The following is a 15,963-nucleotide window of genomic DNA, read 5'->3' on the forward strand; positions in this document are numbered from 1 at the left end:
TACGCACCGACCTGTGTGGACACCCGCGTCCGCGTACTTTAAGGAAGGTTTAAGGAACTGTCGAGTACGGGCGGCGGGCACCTACCATTCGGCGGCCGTGGCCGTTCGGGTCAGCCTCATGTCGGCTCGTTGGGAGTGCCAGGTGTCGTACGAGAGCCCGCCGCCGTCACGTCATCGCCCGCCGGGGTGGCCGGCCCGCACCAAGCTCGGCGTGGCCGCCGGAGCGGCGGTGCTGCTCGCCGCCGCGGCCGGGGGCGTATACCTGGGCAACGGCGGGGTGCCGCCGAGGCCGTCGAACGCGGCCAACGCCGTGGATTACCCGTCTCCATCGGCCCGGCCCACCGAGTCCGCTGCGGCAGCGTCGGCCGTCGCGACGCCATTGACCTCCACGACCCCACCGATCGCCGCGACCCCGTCCACCGCCGCCGCGCCGAAGATCCCCGCCACCGGCTGGATTCCCGTCGACCGCGCGGCCTGGAAGGCGCAGGCCGACGCGTACCGGGCGTTGACGATCGACCCGGTCCCGGCCGGTGTGGGCAACCTGCCGGAGTTCCGCGCGGACTGCCAGTACAGCCACCGGTTGCCGGATGACCCGATCGTCGCTCCTGGCCTACCGGGCGCCTCACACATGCACTCCTTCGTCGGCAACAAGGCCGTCGACGCGAACACCGCCGCCGGTGACCTGACGAGGTTCACGGCCACCTCCTGCAAGCCGGCGCAGGACCACTCCGCCTACTGGGTGCCCACGCTCTACGACAACGCGACGGGCAAGCCGGTCGAGACCACTGGCTTCCGGGTCTACTACCGATCGCTCGCCAAGAACTCGACAGGCCAGATGCCGCTGCCCAACGGCCTGCGCATGATCTCCGGCGACGCCAAGAAGAAGAAGCCGACCCCGCGTGGCGCGACCGGGCAGTTCTACTGCGCCTTCTACGGCCCGGGGGATCTCGACGGCGTCGCCCGCAGCACAAACGGCAACTGGCCCATCTGCGGAGGGGACGCGACGCTGCACTTCATGATGCAGTTCCCCGACTGCTGGGACGGCAAGCACCTGGACAGCCCCAACCACAAGGACCATGTGGCGTACGGCAGCGGCGACGCCTGCCCGCCCAGCCATCCGGTCCGGATTCCGGCGATCACCTTCGACATCCAGTACCCGGCGAAGGGCACCCCGGCGGGCTACTACCTCTCCTCCGACAAGGAGGGCAAGAGCGCCTCGTCGATGCACGGCGACGCGTTCGTGATGTGGGACGTCGCCACCATGAACAAGCGCACCAAGAACTGCGTCCTCGGCCGCCGGACCTGCGACAACTACGGATACCAGAAATAGCCCGGGGCCAGGCCCGTGTCGGCCTGGCCCCGGGGTCTGATCGGTCAGCTACGCAGCGTCCACCGCTGGTTCGCGCCGCCGTTGCACGACCAGAGGATCACCTTGGTGCCGTTGGCGGTGGCAGCGCCGTTGGCATCGAGGCAGAGCCCGGACTGGGCGTTCGTGATGGTGCCGTTGGTGTTGACGTTCCACTGCTGGTTCGTGCCGCCGTGGCAGTCCCAGATGATGACCGCGGTGCCGTTGGCCGTGCCGGCCCCGGACGCGTCCAGGCACTTGTTGCCGTACACGGTCAGCTGCTTGCTGGCGGTCTGGGTCCACCGCTGGTTGGTGCCGGTGGAGCAGTCCCAGAGTTGCGTCTGGGTGCCGTTGGTGGTCGAGGAGTTGGGCACCTCGACACAGCGGCCGGACTGGCCGCCCACGAGTTGCCCGACGCCCGTACCGCCGCCGCCCTGCTGTTGCCGGACGATGAAGGTCGACTCCGCCGAACGGTTGCCCTGCGCGTCGACCACGTAGAGCCGGTACTCGCCCTGGGTCGTCGGCACGGCGATGGACGTGGCGGTGCCGGTCGCCCTGGTCATCGTCGCCCCGGCGGTGAAGGTGGTCGTGCCGGACGGAGCCAGCCAGACCGACTTGGTGGCGTCGCCGGTGCTGCGGATCGGGATCGACGCCGTGGCACTGGCGACGAACGTGCTGGCCGGCAGCACGTAGTTCGGCGCGGAGAAGGTGCTCGCCGCAACGACGTCCCGGTACGCGTCCTCAAGTCCGGAGTTCGCGGCGATGCTGTAGGCCGCCGCGGGCCAGACATAGTCGGCGGAGACGAGGATGTCGGCGACCGTGCTGTTCGGCAGGTTCTTGTTCGAGACCTTGTTGATCGGGCCGTAGATCTGCGTGATGCTCAGATCGTGTTTGCGCCCGAAATCGTCCGAATTGATCATCCAGGTGACGTTCTTGTCGATGCTCAGGACGTTGTCGCGGAACGTGATGAACGCCGATCCCTCGTCCGGGTGCAGCCCGTACTTGTGGCCCGACGGCACGCCCTGGAGATAGTTGTTGGTGATCATCGTCCCGGGCTGGCTGCCGAGGGTGTAGATGGGGGCCGTGTCACTGAGGCGCTGCACCGTGTCGATGATGTGGTTGTAGCTGATGTTGTTGTTTCGCGCCGTCGTAGTGGGTCGGTTGGGCACGATCGAGCCCGATGACCCGTCGAAGTTCCACCAGCCCCAGCCGAGGGTGATGCCCGACCACGGAGTCTTCTCGATCCGGTTGTGCTGGATGGTGAGGGTGTCCGCGAAGTAGGCCGAGATGGCGCTGTGCCCGTTGAACAGGACGGCACTGTCGTAGAGATAGTTGTTCTTGATGTCGATGTTCTTCGGCAGCCCCTCGACCTGCGCGGAGTACTTCTCGCGGTTGGTCGACGTGCCGTCTCCGATGTAGACGTGCTGGGGATGGCCCACCAGGATCGCGGAGCCGGCGATGTCGTTCGTGGAGTTGCCGATCAACTGCGAGCCCTGCACGTCGTTGACCATGCTGATCCCGTCGGCACCGGTGTGCTGGATCCGGTTGCGTTGCAGGAGGATCCCGTCGGCGTTCTGCACCTGGAGAATGCCGGGAACGACGTCCACGTTGCGGTAGTGGTAGACGTGGAAGTTGCCCTTCGCGTACACCTGGGCGCCGAGGTTGCCCTGCTGCGCCTGCTTGAAGGACGCGCCGGCGACGTTGAACAGGTTCCAGTCGGAGTGCTGCACGGTCAGGCCGGAGAACGTGATGTTGCGGGCGTGGCTGCTGGTCGAGGTGCCGGCGACCCGCAGCACGGTGGTGACGTTGTTCGGCGCGTAGACCGTCGCGGTCGACATGTTGTCGGCAGTGGCCTTGTAGTAATAGACCGTCTTGGTGCCCTTGTCGAAGAAGAACTCGCCCGGCGCGTCCAGGAACTCGTAGGCGTTCATGAGCTTGTGGGTGCCGCCCACCTGGGCGTTGCCGTTGAACGAGCCCTGGGCGATCGCCGCACCCGGCTGCTGGAACAGGGCGACCCGGTTCGCGCCGTCGGAACTCGTGGTCACCTGGCGGACACCCACGATGGCCGTGGTCCAGGTCGTCCCCGTCTCGATCTCGATGTCGTCCTGGTTGCGGGCGACGGCGGGGAAATCGTTCAGGCTGTATTTGGCGCCGTCGCACTGCGAGCCCGACTCCCAGGCCCACGCGGCCTGGTTCGCGGTGATGTTGTACGTCCCGTAGCACCCGCCCGAGCTGATCGTCTTCGACGCCATCACGGCTCGCTTGTCATTGACGTACAGCGCCCGCAGCTTGTTGGCGCGGTCCAGTGGCGCCTTCCAGATGTTGCCGCTGTGCTGGGTCCACCCGGTCACCTGGACACCACCGTCGAGGACCGGCTTCTCACCGGGGTACGCGCCATAGCTGACCCGGAACCCGTTGGTGCCCGAGTCGCTCGTGCCGAACTCGACGGTGCTGCTGATCGGATAACTCCCACCGCGCAGCAACACGTCGATGTCGCCGGTCATGTTCGTATTCACCGTACGAACGACATCCCGTGCGCGTTGCAGGGTCTTGAATGGGGATTCGAGCGTCCCCGCGTTGGTGTCGTTGCCGTCCGGGGCGACATAGTAGGTCGCCTGCACCGCGGCCGAGGCCGGTAGCTGATTCGTCAACACGGCCGGCACTGCGGCGGAGACGAAGACCGCGAGCGCCAACAATGACGTTCGAGCGGTGGATATTGCTGATTTCACGTGCTGTTCCTTTCACTTGCCGTCGACGGGATGCCGAATGTGGGTATCGAGCGACGAGCACGGAACAGCGATGCCACTAAGGACTGGCGGAGGGGCTGCTGTCGCCCGACCGCACTCTTTTTCCAATCGCTACGAAGCTCTCCCAGGGACTGTATGTCGAACGTGTGACGACTGCAACAGTCAATTAAGAGTGGTCAATGCGCAAAGACGCTCGTACCGGGCAGAACGCCCGAGCCCCGCCCCCGGCGTCACCGGCATCGTCCGATGAATCCGCGACGAAGGAGCGCGCTGCCCAGCGGGCTGAGTACGAGCACTCATCCCGCCACCGCCGTCGGCCGGCATGCTCGACGCCATGGCTCATCCGCACCGACTCGGTCGACGACCCTCCGGCACCCGGCGACGGCTCGGCTCCACGCCGCTGGTCTGCGCCGTGCTGGCGCTCTGCCTGGTGTCGACCGGATGCGCGGAGTACGGCGACGGCACCTCGATGGCACGGGACCACGCCGCGGCCGAGGCGAAGCGCCTCGACGAGGAACTCGGCCATCGCGACTGGGTGCGGGACGCCGAGTACATCGCCGCGACCGAAGTCCTCGACCCCCCCGAAGACGGCACGTCGAAGGTCCGACGTGAGCCGCTGGCCTGGTCCGGCCGCACGTTCGGCGACGAGCAGGCCACCATCGACGTCCGGTTCGTGGTGACAGTGGACGAAGACCCCGGAGGGCCCTTCGGCAACCCCGGGCACTCCGCCGGCCAGGCCACACGGTGCTATCGCTACCTGCTGAAGCTCGGCCGCAACACCTCATCCGAAGAGATCGACTGCCCCTCCGTGCGGATGCCTCTGGTGCCCGTCGCCAAGCCGTACCCGGCGATGCCCGCCGACGCGCGCGACCGGCTCGCGGCGGCGCTGCGTACCGCCACGCCCGACACCCTCGCGGGCGCCGTGCGAGCCGCCTTCCCGGAGCGGCACGTCACCGTCGACACGACCACCCACGAGAATGCCCTCGTCGCCGTGCTGAGCGTGCCCCCCGAGCGGCAGTGCCTCCTGCTGGTCCGGACGCCCGGCGGAGCCATCGAAGCACCGGCGTACGACCCGATCTGGCTGGCACCGGGCGAGACGGGGTGCAACACCGGGCTGTACGTCTCGCCACCGCGCTAGCCGAGGAGCCGCGACGCGGGCCGCGCGAGCGTCAGGGGTCGGTGGTACGAACTGGGCTGACCCGAGACGCGGCAGCAGCGGAGGACACCACCATGCGGACACACACGGCGGCCCGCCGCTGGGCCACGACCTGGGCCGACGCCTGGCCGACCCGGGACGTCGACGCGATCGTCGCCCTGCAACGGGAGGACGGCGACCACTGGGCCTCCCTGTTCCGCCCGTACCGGGGCCGAGCCGGCCTCCGGGCCTACCTGGCGGAAGCCTTCGCCGAGGAGTCCCGACCCGCCCAGGTGTTCTTCGGCGAGCCACGGGTCGACGGCGATGCCGCAACCGTGGAGTACTGGGCGGTGGTCCACCTCAAGGACCAGCCCCTGACCATCTCCGGATGCACCGTGCTGCGTTTCGACGAGGCGGGCCTCGTCGCCGAGGCCCGCGACTACTCGCACGTGCGCGAGGGCCACCACTCGCCGCCGGCCGGCCTGTTCACCTGACGAGAGGCAGCACCGCACTCCAGGACGTGTGTTCGACGCCGGGTTGGTCAATCTCCACACCCGCGACTCGACCCGGGGATCCGGTTCTACGAGAACAGTTCTTCGTCACATAAGCGCGACTCACGCCAGCGCCGTGCGTGTGGTTAGGATCTGCGGATGGCTGACGAATTCGACGTCGTGGTGCTCGGCGCCGGTCCCGGTGGCTACGTGGCCGCCATCCGTGCTGCTCAACTCGGTTTGCGCACGGCGGTCGTGGAAGATAAATACTGGGGCGGCGTCTGCCTCAACGTGGGTTGCATTCCGTCGAAGGCGCTTCTCCGCAATGCCGAGCTGGCCCACCTGTTCACGCGCGAGGCCAAGACATTCGGCATCAGCTCGACCGGCGAGGTGACCTTCGATTTCGGAGCCGCGCACGCGCGCAGCCGCAAGGTCGCCGACGGCCGAGTCAAAGGCGTGCACTACTTGATGAAAAAGAACGGCATCACCGAGATCAACGGCCGGGGCACGTTCACCGGAGCTGACACGCTGCGCGTCGATGGTCCGGACGGCAGCCGGGCGGTGTCGTTCCGGCACTGCATCATCGCCACCGGCGCCACCCCGCGGCTGCTGCCCGGCACCCAGCTCAGCGAGCGCGTGGTGACGTACGAGGAGCAGATCCTGAGTGCCGAGCTTCCCGAGCGAATCGTCATCGCGGGCGCGGGTGCCATCGGGGTCGAGTTCGCGTACGTGTTGCAGAACTACGGCGTGCAGGTGACCATCGTCGAGTTCCTCGATCGGATGCTCCCGCTGGAGGACCCGGAGGTGTCGGCCGAGCTGCAGCGGCACTACCGGCGGCTGGGCGTGGACGTGTTCACCGGCACGCGGGTGGAGCAGATCGAGGAGACCGGCGCCGAGGTGCGGGTCACCGTGTCCCGTGGTGGTGAGCAGCAGGTCATCGAGGCCGACAGGGTTCTCCAGGCCATCGGCTTCACGCCCAACGTCGACGGGTACGGCCTGGACGAGCTGGGCGTCGAGCTGACCCCCCGGAGCGCGATCGCGGTGGACGGCCGCTGCCGCACGAACGTGCCGAACGTCTACGCCATCGGCGACGTCACCGCCAAGCTCATGCTCGCCCACAACGCCGAGGCCATGGGCATCGTGGCGGCCGAGACGATCGCCGGCGCCGAGACCATGGAGATCGACTACGCCATGGTCCCGCGGGCCACCTACTGCCAGCCGCAGGTCGCCAGCTTCGGCTACACCGAGGAGGAGGCCCGCAAGCTCGGCTACACCGTGAACGCGGCGAAGTTCCCCTTCACGGCCAACGGCAAGGCCCACGGCCTGGGCGACTCCAGCGGCTTCGTCAAGATCCTCAGCGACGACGCCACCGGCGAGCTGCTCGGCGCCCACCTGATCGGTCCCGATGTGACCGAGCTGCTACCCGAGCTAACCCTGGCCCGGCAGTGGGAGCTGCGCGTCACCGAGGTGGCCCGCAACATCCACGCCCACCCGACCCTCGGCGAGGCCGTCAAGGAGGCCATTCACGGCCTGGCCGGCCACATGATCAACATGTAGCACCGAGCTTCCTGCGGTCGGCGCCCTGATCGTCGGCGTACCGCCGAGCACTCGCATCCCGAACCCGCAGATTGATGGATCGGCATTGCGTCCCTCGCTTACGTCTGGCGGGGCGGCGTGATACAAGGCAGTCATGTCTGGAGCGGAGCTATCCACGGCGTTACGGGTCTTGGGCGCCATCGCCAAGCCCGCGACCGACAAGCTGAAGCGCCAGGAGGGCGTGGTCGCGGTCCTGCACAAGCTGGGCATGGCGCCGGACGCGCCACCGCCTGACTTCGCGGGCGTCTACACCTACACCGTGGTCGAGTACTGCTACGGCAAGCCAGAACCGGTACTCCGGCTGTTCCAGAACCAGTACGTGCGCGAGGCGTTCGAGCGGTCCTTCGTGACCGGCGACCCAGCTCACCTCGACCGCGAGGTCGCCGAGATCCTCCAGTGGAATGAGGAGACCGGCGCGCTCGGCCGTCTCGACTACAACCTGGCCCGTGAGGTCACCGGCTTCTCGATAGTCTTCAACCGGCTGGTCGACCGCACCCGCACCGCCGCCGAGACCAGGATGGAGCTCGGCGTCAACGACATCCAGGAGACCCTCGCCGGGCTGATCAGGCGAATTGACCGGATGGGCACCCGCGAGGAGATCCTGCGGCAGGAGGGCGGGGCGATCACCTCGATCCGGCACCTGGCCAACGAGTTGCGCGAGTGGTTCGCCGCGGTGGAATACCGCATTCTGCGGGAGGTCGAGTCCGGCCCGGCGGAGTTCGTCTGGCTGGTGCGGGTGCCAGCCCGCCGTGGGTACGACACCGCTGTCGTCCTCGGCAAGAGTGGCGAGCTCAGTGCCCCGGACGTCACCCGAGCTGCCGAGTTGGTGACGGCCCACCACGCGTCCGAGGGCTGGGTGGTCGTGCCGCAGCGGATCAGCAAGGCCGCCCGCGCTGTCGACGAGCAGCTCGAACAGGTCTACTGCTACACCCTCGACGAGTTGATCGACGAGAGCGCCGACTTCGAGCCGTACCTGAAATGGCTTGAGCGCGAGGTCCGCGACCGCCAGATCGACGAGCGGTTCGTGCCACCGTCCTGTGTGAAGGACGAGCCCGACCGGGGCAGCGGTCGGATCGCCGCGCGAAGCGTCTACTCGTGGCGCGAGGGCGGGCTTGGCGAATACGTGCGGTCCTGGTTGGACGACGACACCAAGGAGCACCTGTCGATCCTCGGCGAATTCGGCATGGGCAAGAGCTGGTTCAGCCTTCACTTCGCCTGGACCGTCGCGCAGGAGTGGCGGGCGGCCAAGGCCTCCGGCCGCAAACGGCCGCGCCTGCCGCTGGTGATCCCGCTGCGCGACTACGCCAAGGCGGTCAGCCTTGAGTCGCTGTTCAGCGAGTTCTTCTTCCGCAAGCACGAGATCCTGCCCGGCGGCTACGGCGTCTTCGAGGCGTTGAACCGGATGGGTCGACTGCTGCTGATCTTCGATGGCTTCGACGAGATGGCCGCCCGGGTCGACCGCCAGGCGATGATCAACAACTTTTGGGAGCTGGCCCGGGCCGTCGTTCCCGGTTCGAAGGTGTTGCTCACCTGCCGCACCGAACACTTCCCCGAGGCGCGCGAGGGCCGCGACGTGCTCAGCGCCCGGCTGGCCGCCTCGACGCAGGCCCTGACCGGCGAGCCGCCGCAGTTCGAGGTGGTCGAGCTTGAGCCATTCGACGACGACCAGGTGGACGAACTGCTCGACAAGCTGACGAGCGGTCCCGCGAAGGACGTCATCCTGCAGAATCAGGACCTGGTCGACCTCATCCGGCGCCCGGTCATGGCTGACCTCGTGCTTTCCGCGCTGCCGGCCATCGAGCGCGGTGCGAAGGTCGACATCTCCCGCGTCTACCTGTACGCGGTGCAACACAAGATCGATGCTGACATTCGGGCCGAGCGTACGTTCACGTCGCTGGCCGACAAGGTCTACTTCCTGTGCGAGCTGTCCGCGTACATGCTCAAGGAGTCGATCCTCAGCATCAACTACCGTGCGATTCCCGACCACATCCGTGCGTGCTTTGGTCCCGCTGTCCAGGAACAGCGCGACCTGGACCACTGGCACTACGACATGCTCGGGCAGACCATGCTGGTCCGGAACTCGGAGGGCGACTACTCCCCGGCCCATCGCTCCCTGCTCGAGTTTTTCGCCGCGTACCGGATGGCGGCCAAGCTCGGCGTGATGAACGAGGACTTCATGACCCTGATCGGGTCGGCACGGCCTACGGGCGAGCCGAGGTTCACCTGGTCCGAGCTGCCGTCCATCCCGGCTGACGAGCGCGCCGCCGCGATCGGATGGCGCCCGGAGGGCCTCCAGCAGCTCGCCGACTCCGCTTTCAGTGTCGAAACTCCCGCCGTCTTCGACCTGATGAGCCCGATGCTGACCACGAACCCGATCGAGTCGCTTGTCGAGTACCTGCGGTGCACCGCGGAACTGTCCGACAACAACGAGGGTCTGCTGGGCGCGAACCTCATCGAAATCATTGCCCGGATCGACCCGAACGCGCTGCGCGGGCGACAGCTCGACGGCGTCGACCTGCGGGCGGCGCAGCTGGATCGGTTTGACGCGGGGATGAGCCTGGCCGGGTGCTCGCTGCGCGGAGCCAGGTTCGAGTACGCCGACCTGGAGGACGTGGACCTGGCTGGCGCAGACCTGACCGGCGCCCGTTTTGCCACTGCCGACTACCTCGGCGTCGAGCGCGGCGCCGTGAATTCCCTCGGCAGCCGCGACGACCTGCCGGTCGTCTGCCTCACTCGGGACAACCGGATCTACCTGTGGACGCTGGCCGGCGCTCCCGAGCTGATCTTGAAAGCTCCGGGCAAGGTCGACGGCGGCGTGATGTTCGACGACGGCAAGACGCTTGTCGTCTACGGGGACGACACGACGGCGTCGCGGCTCGCCAGCGTGATACACGATCCGGCGACCGGCACGGTGTCGCCCCATCCGATCCGCGGGTCCACCGGCGACGCGTGGCAGATCGGCGAAAAGCACTATCTGCTGGAGTTGCTCCAGCACGAGAACGGCGAGTTGCTTACTCTGCGCGACATCGACACGGACGTGTTGACCGCCGAGGTTCTCCTTGACGCGGCCAATATGACATTCGAGGTGAACGGGGTCGGTCGGGTGTTCGGCCTCAACGTGCTGAGCGTCGACCAGGACGAGACCGTTCCGACATCCGAGGTCGAAGTCTTCGAGCTGCTCGTCGGCGCGGGCGGAGACCTTCGCTACGAACCGCACCGCACCCTGCGGGTCCGCACGGCCGACGCGGACAACATTCAGCTCTACGGTGCGAGTGGCGTCGGCGTGATAACAATCAGCGACGACGGTCTGCGCCTGATGCTGCTCGACGTCGACACGGGCAGCCTGCGCCTGATCGACTTCTTGGACGCGTCCGCGAAACCCTACAACCGGAGCCTCGACTACCCGGCTCGCAGCCTGCGCGCGTTCAAGCTGAGCCGGGACGGCAGCGCCGCCGCCGTCCCGTACGCCGGCGGCGTACGCGTGTTCCGCGTCGACGAGCCTGCCCGGCCGATCCTGGAGATCGACCCCGACCGTCATGCCACGAGCTTCACCTTCACCGACCGGGGCCTTCTGGTCGTCGCCGACGCCTATGGCGGCCTCAGCGCCTATGACCTGGATACCTGCGCTGAGGTCGCCACGGCGAACCTGAGCACCAAGGTCCGTGGTGCGATCTTCCGGGAAGCCACAGGCCTGCCGCAGGCCGTCCGCGACCACCTCGCCCGCAACGGTGCGATCGTCGAATAGCCGTGCTTTCTCAGCCTGCAGGCTGTTCTGGCACCTGTGGCACGGCGGGTGGATCCATCGGCAGCACCTCGATCCACGGCATGGCAGCCAAGCCGGTGTTCGACCTGCAGGTCAGCGTCGCCGACCTCGACGCCGCCGTAGTCGCGTTCGATGAACCGGTTCCCGCCCACCACACCCCCTGCAGCTCCTTTGCTCTGCACCCGCGGAGGCGACACTCACGGTCCGTAGCTGGCGCCTCCGCGGGTGCAGAGCAAAGGATGGCGGAGAGATGGTCGTTGCTCGTCGAGCAGCGGGGAACCGTTCGGGTAGACGTGGTCGGTCGAACATCGTCACCGGCTCCAGGTTGGGCTTCGACCCGGCGGTTGGCAGTGACCGCAGCGGAGGAATGGGCTGCCGCCACCGGCTGGTCCCCGCGCGGCGTCGACTGTCGAGGACTGGCTGCCCGTTAGCCGGCTCGCACCGCATCCACATCCGCCGCCGTCCGATCGTCAGGTCACGTCTCGAGATGCGCTGCCAGGTTGGCGAGTGAGGAGGTCATGCCAGCGGCGTGGTCGCCGGCGGAGATACCGACCGGGACGTTGTCCGCCTGGAACTCCACGCGTGTGCCCTGCTCCACCTCCGTGACCGTCCACGTCATCGTCATCGTGCCCGAGTGGGCCGGGTCCTCGGAGACGAAGTCGACGGCCTGCACCACCCGTACACCAGGGACGATGTCGACGAAGGAGGCCTCCACCACGTCCGAGTCCGCGGTGCTCTTGCCCGGTGCGGTCGAGGCGTCGGCATAGGTCAGCACAAGCCGGTAGGATCCGCCCGGCCTGGCGTCGAACCGCTCGAATCGGGCGCTCATGCCCTCGGGTGGCAACCAGATCGTCAGCGCTTCGGGGTCAACGAGTGCCGCGTACACACGGTCGGCCGGAGCCATGATCACTCGGGAAGCCGTGTCCGTCCTAGCCATGGTCGGATCCTAGTTTCTCGACGCTTGAGAATTGCTCCGCGCCTGCGCCCACCAGGCCCGGTCCGCGCCGGCTTCCTCATGCCGCCGGACGGCGGGTGCCGCCGTCCGCGTGCCTCTCGACACCCGCCCGGCGCTTCAGGACGGCCGGGACGGTTCGGTGCTCGTGGGGGCGACGGCCCGGGCCGCCCGGAAGTTGGTGTGCAGCAGTTCCGCGGTACGGAAGGACAACTCGATCGACTGGCTGCGGTTCAGCCGGGGGTCGCACGCCGACTCGTAACCGGCGTGCAGGTCGTCGAAGGCGACCGGTTCCCCGCCGCCGACGCACTCGGCCACGTCGTCGCCGGTCAGCTCGATGTGCAGGCCCCCGGGGTGGGTGCCCAACGCGGCGTGTACCTCGAAGAAGCCCGTCACCTCGTCGACTATGTCGTCGAAGCGTCGGGTCTTGTGCCCGCTCGGCGCCGTGATCGTGTTGCCGTGCATCGGGTCGCTGACCCAGATGACCTCGCCACCGGCGGAACCGGCCGCCTCGACCAGCGCCGGAAGCCGGTCACGGACGAGCTCGGCGCCCATCCGCGCGATGAAGGTCAGTCGGCCGGGCCGGCGGTGCGGGTCGAGCAGTTCGACGTAGGCGACCACCTCTTCGGGTGTGGTGCTCGGCCCCAGCTTGACCGCGATGGGGTTGTCGATCGTGGTCAGATATGCCAGGTGGGCGCCGTCGAGCTGCCGGGTGCGCTCGCCCAGCCACAGCAGATGACCGCTGCCGGCGTACCGGCGGCCGCTGCGGGGATCCGTTCGGGTCAGTGCCTCCTCGTAGTCGAGCAACAGACCCTCGTGGCTGGTGTACAGGTCGACCCTGCGGCTACCGGACAGGTCCATGTTGCAGGCCTGGACGAAGCGCAGCGCCCGATCGATGTCGTCGGCGAGGCGCTCGTAGCGTTGGCCGACGGGCGAGCGAGCGACGAAGTCCTGGTTCCAGGCGTGCACCTGACGCAGGTCGGCGTACCCGCCGGTCAGGAAGGCCCGGATGATCGCGAGAGTCGCCGCCGACGCCTGGTACATCTCGTGCAGGCGGCGCGGGTCGGGCCTGCGGGCCTCGGCGGTGAACCCGATGCCGTTGACCGCGTCGCCACGGTAGGCCGGCAGGGTCACGCCGTCGCGGGTCTCCGTCGGCGTCGACCGTGGTTTGGCGAACTGCCCGGCCATCCGCCCGACCTTGACGACCGGCAGTGAGCCGGCGTATGTGAGGACCACCGCCATTTGGAGCAGGGTTTCCAGCTTTCGGCGGATTGCCAGCGACGAGGTGCCTACGAACGTCTCGGCGCAGTCACCACCCTGGAGCAGGAATGCCTCACCCCGGGCGACCTGCGCCAGCCGGGTCGTCAACTCGTCACACTCCTGCGGTGACACCAGGGTTGACGCGGTACTGAGCTGGCCGACCACCCGGTCCAGCAGGTCCCGGTCCGGCCAGTCCGGTGCCTGGGCGACCGGTCGGCCGCGCCAATGATCGGCCGCCCGGGTGGTGGTGGCGGTAGGGGCGTGGTGCACAGGAGCGAGCAGAGCGCTGGTCATGGCAGCCTTCCGCATCGGCAGAGCATGGTCTGGTGAGACGGGTCATGGACCGGCCAGGCTGAGCGTAGGCCCGGCGGACCCAGCCCCGTCAAACCCGTAGGGGCCACTTGAGTGGCCCGGCAAGAACGTCCGCGTACCTCCGCGGCCTGGGAATTCGCCACCACGACGGACACCGCGAGGGCGAAGTGGACCGGTACACGGACCGGCGAATGGTCTGGGGTCCCCCGGTGCCACCTGCTTGGCTGGCAGCGGCGAAGGGGGATGTGATGCCGACGAATGAGGCTGCCCGGACAGATCGCGACGCCGTGACGTCGCAGGGCCTGCTTGAGCACCCGAGGATGCGGGTCGCGGTACGTTCGACGGAGTTGGCCTCGCGCGATCCGTTGGAGCTCTACGCCTCCCTTGCCGCCAGCCTCGGCAGTCACCAGGTGTTCCTGCTGGAGAACCTCTCCGGGTCGGAGCCACAACGACAGGGTTCGGTGGTCGGCTGGGGGCGTCTCGCGCAGATACGGCTACACCCGGAACACCTGGAGTTCGACGGGGTGACCGGCATCGTGGAAGCGCTGCGGCGGTTGGCCGCCGGACTCGGGTTGCGCACCGACGGGCCCGACCGGTGGAGGTTCGACCGGTCGGAAAGCGTCTGGGAGCTGCTGCGCCACACCCAACGCCTCTTCGACGTGGTGACCGACGAGCCGCCGCACGCGTACGCCTTCGGTTTCCTCCTCACCGCCGGCTACGGCGCCGCCTGGCACATGGAGGACCTGCCTCCCCGGCCCGAGGGCGACGTCCCGGATCTGACGCTGACCCTGTTCCAGCAGTCGGTCTGGTTCGATGCCCGCACCGGCCGGGTCCGGCACCTGCGCGGCGACAACCCGTGCTTCCCCGCCCTCCCGGACGTACCACCGGTTCCGGAGTCGGCCGGGCTGTCGGTGGCGGTGCCGGCGGCGCCGCCCCCCGACGAGGTCAGCGACAACGTCGACCGGGAGACGTTCCTCGGCTGGGTGCGACGCTGCCTGGAGCACATCCACGTCGGTGACATCTACCAGATCCAGATCGGCCACCGGATCGACGTGCGTACGTCGCTGACCCCACTCGAGGTGTACCGGCGGCTGCGGTGGCGCAATCCCTCGCCGCACATGTACCTCCTGCCGCACGCCGACTCCACCCTGATCGGTGCCAGCCCGGAGCTGCTGTTCCGCACCGAGGGGGACCTGCTGGTGATGCGGCCGATCGCCGGCACCACCCGCCGCGACCCAGACGGGCAGGGGAACGACGAACGCGTGCGGGCGCTGCTCGCCAGCACGAAGGAACGGGCAGAGCACATCATGCTGGTCGACCTGTGTCGCAACGACGTCAGTCGTGTCGCCCGACCGCGCAGCCTGGCCGTCGACCGGCTGATGGCGGTGGAGGCCTTCTCCCACGTCTTCCACCTGGTGTCGACCGTCTCGGCCCGGATGGATCCGGCCACGGACCTCTGGGCGGCGCTGCGGGCGACCTTTCCCGCGGGCACGATGACCGGTGCGCCGAAACTGCGGGCCATGGAGATCATCAGCGAGATCGAGCGGGACGATCGGGGCAGCTACGCGGGCGCGGTCGGTCTGGTCGACGCGCGCGGCTGGAGCGAGCTGGCGCTCTGCATCCGCACCGTCCGCTTCGACGGCAGCCGGTACTCGACCCAGAGTTCGGCCGGGATCGTGGCCCAGTCCGACCCCGAGGGCGAATGGGCCGAGACCCTGCACAAGATGTCCGCCGCCTACTGGGCCCTGACCGGAGAGGAACTGAAGCCGTGAAGGTGCTTCTCATCGACGCCTACGACAGCTTCGTGCACATCATCCAGCAATACCTGCGGGATCTCGGCGTGCACGCCGAGACCGTACGGTCGAAGACGCTGTCGGAGGCCGACCTGCTCGCCTGGGGGCCGGACGCGGTGGTTCTCGGGCCCGGCCCCGGACACCCGGCCGACTCGGGTCACGTGGAACTGGTACGGCTCTTCGCCGACCGGGTGCCAGTGCTCGGGGTGTGCCTCGGTCACCAGGCCATCGGGATGGCCTTCGGCGCGGAGGTGCGGGTCTCCGGCCGGCCGATGCACGGTCGCACCAGCGTCGTCCGGCACGACGGGCGCGGCGTCTTCACCGGCCTGGCGCCGGACATGGTCGCCACCCGTTACCACTCGCTGGTGGTCGGCGAGCCGCTGCCAGCGGTGCTGGAGGCGACCGCTCACTCCACCGACGACGGGTTCGTCATGGGTTTGCGGCACCGGCATTTTCCGGTCGAGGGCATCCAGTTCCACCCGGAGAGCATCACCACCGTCGACGGCATGCGCCTGCTGGAGAACTTCCTGACTGCCTCGGTGGCGGCGGTCTGAGCGATCCGGCCGGCC

The 15,963-nt window shown here is 68.2% G+C and carries 10 protein-coding genes and 1 pseudogene; 8 read left to right on the forward strand and 3 right to left on the reverse strand.

Annotated elements, in window-relative coordinates:
- Positions 1 to 142: 142 nt before the first annotated feature.
- Positions 143 to 1,330 carry a DUF1996 domain-containing protein gene (locus AB0B14_RS10380; protein ID WP_357522250.1) on the forward strand — a complete coding sequence of 396 codons (1,188 nt, stop codon included), beginning with the start codon at positions 143 to 145 and terminating at the stop codon, positions 1,328 to 1,330.
- 44 nt (positions 1,331 to 1,374) lie between these two features.
- On the opposite strand, the gene AB0B14_RS10385 is transcribed toward AB0B14_RS10380, so the two are convergent.
- A complete protein-coding gene (locus AB0B14_RS10385; protein ID WP_357522251.1) occupies positions 1,375 to 4,074 on the reverse strand; it encodes a ricin-type beta-trefoil lectin domain protein in 2,700 nt (899 codons plus the stop codon).
- A gap of 352 nt (positions 4,075 to 4,426) precedes the next feature.
- Here AB0B14_RS10385 and AB0B14_RS10390 point away from each other — a divergent pair, with 352 nt between their 5' ends.
- From AB0B14_RS10390 to AB0B14_RS10410, 5 genes and pseudogenes are all read left to right on the forward strand, one after another.
- Positions 4,427 to 5,230, forward strand: a complete 804-nt coding sequence (locus tag AB0B14_RS10390) for a hypothetical protein (RefSeq protein WP_357522252.1) — start codon at positions 4,427 to 4,429, stop codon at positions 5,228 to 5,230.
- Between the two features lie 92 nt (positions 5,231 to 5,322).
- The gene (locus AB0B14_RS10395; RefSeq protein ID WP_357522253.1) at positions 5,323 to 5,721 is read left to right on the forward strand and encodes a nuclear transport factor 2 family protein; all 399 of its coding nucleotides are present in this window, start codon (positions 5,323 to 5,325) and stop codon (positions 5,719 to 5,721) included.
- Positions 5,722 to 5,877: 156 nt separating this feature from the next.
- Positions 5,878 to 7,275 carry a dihydrolipoyl dehydrogenase gene (gene lpdA / locus AB0B14_RS10400; RefSeq protein WP_357522254.1) on the forward strand — a complete coding sequence of 466 codons (1,398 nt, stop codon included), beginning with the start codon at positions 5,878 to 5,880 and terminating at the stop codon, positions 7,273 to 7,275.
- Between the two features lie 133 nt (positions 7,276 to 7,408).
- On the forward strand, positions 7,409 to 11,059 hold the full coding sequence (locus AB0B14_RS10405) for an NACHT domain-containing protein (protein WP_357522255.1): 3,651 nt from the start codon (positions 7,409 to 7,411) through the stop codon (positions 11,057 to 11,059).
- 2 nt (positions 11,060 to 11,061) lie between these two features.
- A pseudogene (locus tag AB0B14_RS10410) lies at positions 11,062 to 11,184 on the forward strand (GrpB family protein); the annotation flags it as partial.
- A gap of 368 nt (positions 11,185 to 11,552) precedes the next feature.
- Here the strand turns inward: AB0B14_RS10410 and AB0B14_RS10415 are convergent.
- Entirely contained in the window at positions 11,553 to 12,014 is a 462-nt protein-coding gene (locus AB0B14_RS10415; RefSeq protein WP_357071278.1) for an SRPBCC domain-containing protein, read from the reverse strand.
- A gap of 135 nt (positions 12,015 to 12,149) precedes the next feature.
- Positions 12,150 to 13,583, reverse strand: coding sequence for a class II 3-deoxy-7-phosphoheptulonate synthase (locus tag AB0B14_RS10420; RefSeq protein ID WP_357522292.1), 1,434 nt, complete (start codon positions 13,581 to 13,583; stop codon positions 12,150 to 12,152).
- 266 nt (positions 13,584 to 13,849) lie between these two features.
- On the opposite strand from AB0B14_RS10420, the gene AB0B14_RS10425 reads away from it, so the two are divergent.
- On the forward strand, positions 13,850 to 15,373 hold the full coding sequence (locus tag AB0B14_RS10425; RefSeq protein ID WP_357522256.1) for an anthranilate synthase component I family protein: 1,524 nt from the start codon (positions 13,850 to 13,852) through the stop codon (positions 15,371 to 15,373).
- A complete protein-coding gene (locus AB0B14_RS10430; protein ID WP_357071272.1) occupies positions 15,370 to 15,948 on the forward strand; it encodes an aminodeoxychorismate/anthranilate synthase component II in 579 nt (192 codons plus the stop codon). Before AB0B14_RS10425 ends, AB0B14_RS10430 begins: the two co-directional genes overlap by 4 nt.
- Positions 15,949 to 15,963 lie beyond the last annotated feature (15 nt).

Origin of the sequence: Micromonospora sp. NPDC049171 (genome assembly GCF_040648275.1) — a bacterium.
In the GTDB taxonomy this organism is placed as follows: Bacteria; Actinomycetota; Actinomycetes; order Mycobacteriales; family Micromonosporaceae; genus Micromonospora.

Bases quoted from the DNA above. Each gene is read 5' to 3' on its own strand.
- AB0B14_RS10425 (WP_357522256.1), top strand. From the start codon at position 13,850: ATGCCGACGAATGAGGCTGCCCGGACAGATCGCGACGCCGTGACGTCG.
- AB0B14_RS10390 (WP_357522252.1), top strand. From the start codon at position 4,427: ATGGCTCATCCGCACCGACTCGGTCGACGACCCTCCGGCACCCGGCGA.
- AB0B14_RS10420 (WP_357522292.1), bottom strand. From the start codon at position 13,583: ATGACCAGCGCTCTGCTCGCTCCTGTGCACCACGCCCCTACCGCCACC.
- AB0B14_RS10395 (WP_357522253.1), top strand. From the start codon at position 5,323: ATGCGGACACACACGGCGGCCCGCCGCTGGGCCACGACCTGGGCCGAC.
- AB0B14_RS10415 (WP_357071278.1), bottom strand. From the start codon at position 12,014: ATGGCTAGGACGGACACGGCTTCCCGAGTGATCATGGCTCCGGCCGAC.
- AB0B14_RS10405 (WP_357522255.1), top strand. From the start codon at position 7,409: ATGTCTGGAGCGGAGCTATCCACGGCGTTACGGGTCTTGGGCGCCATC.
- lpdA (WP_357522254.1), top strand. From the start codon at position 5,878: ATGGCTGACGAATTCGACGTCGTGGTGCTCGGCGCCGGTCCCGGTGGC.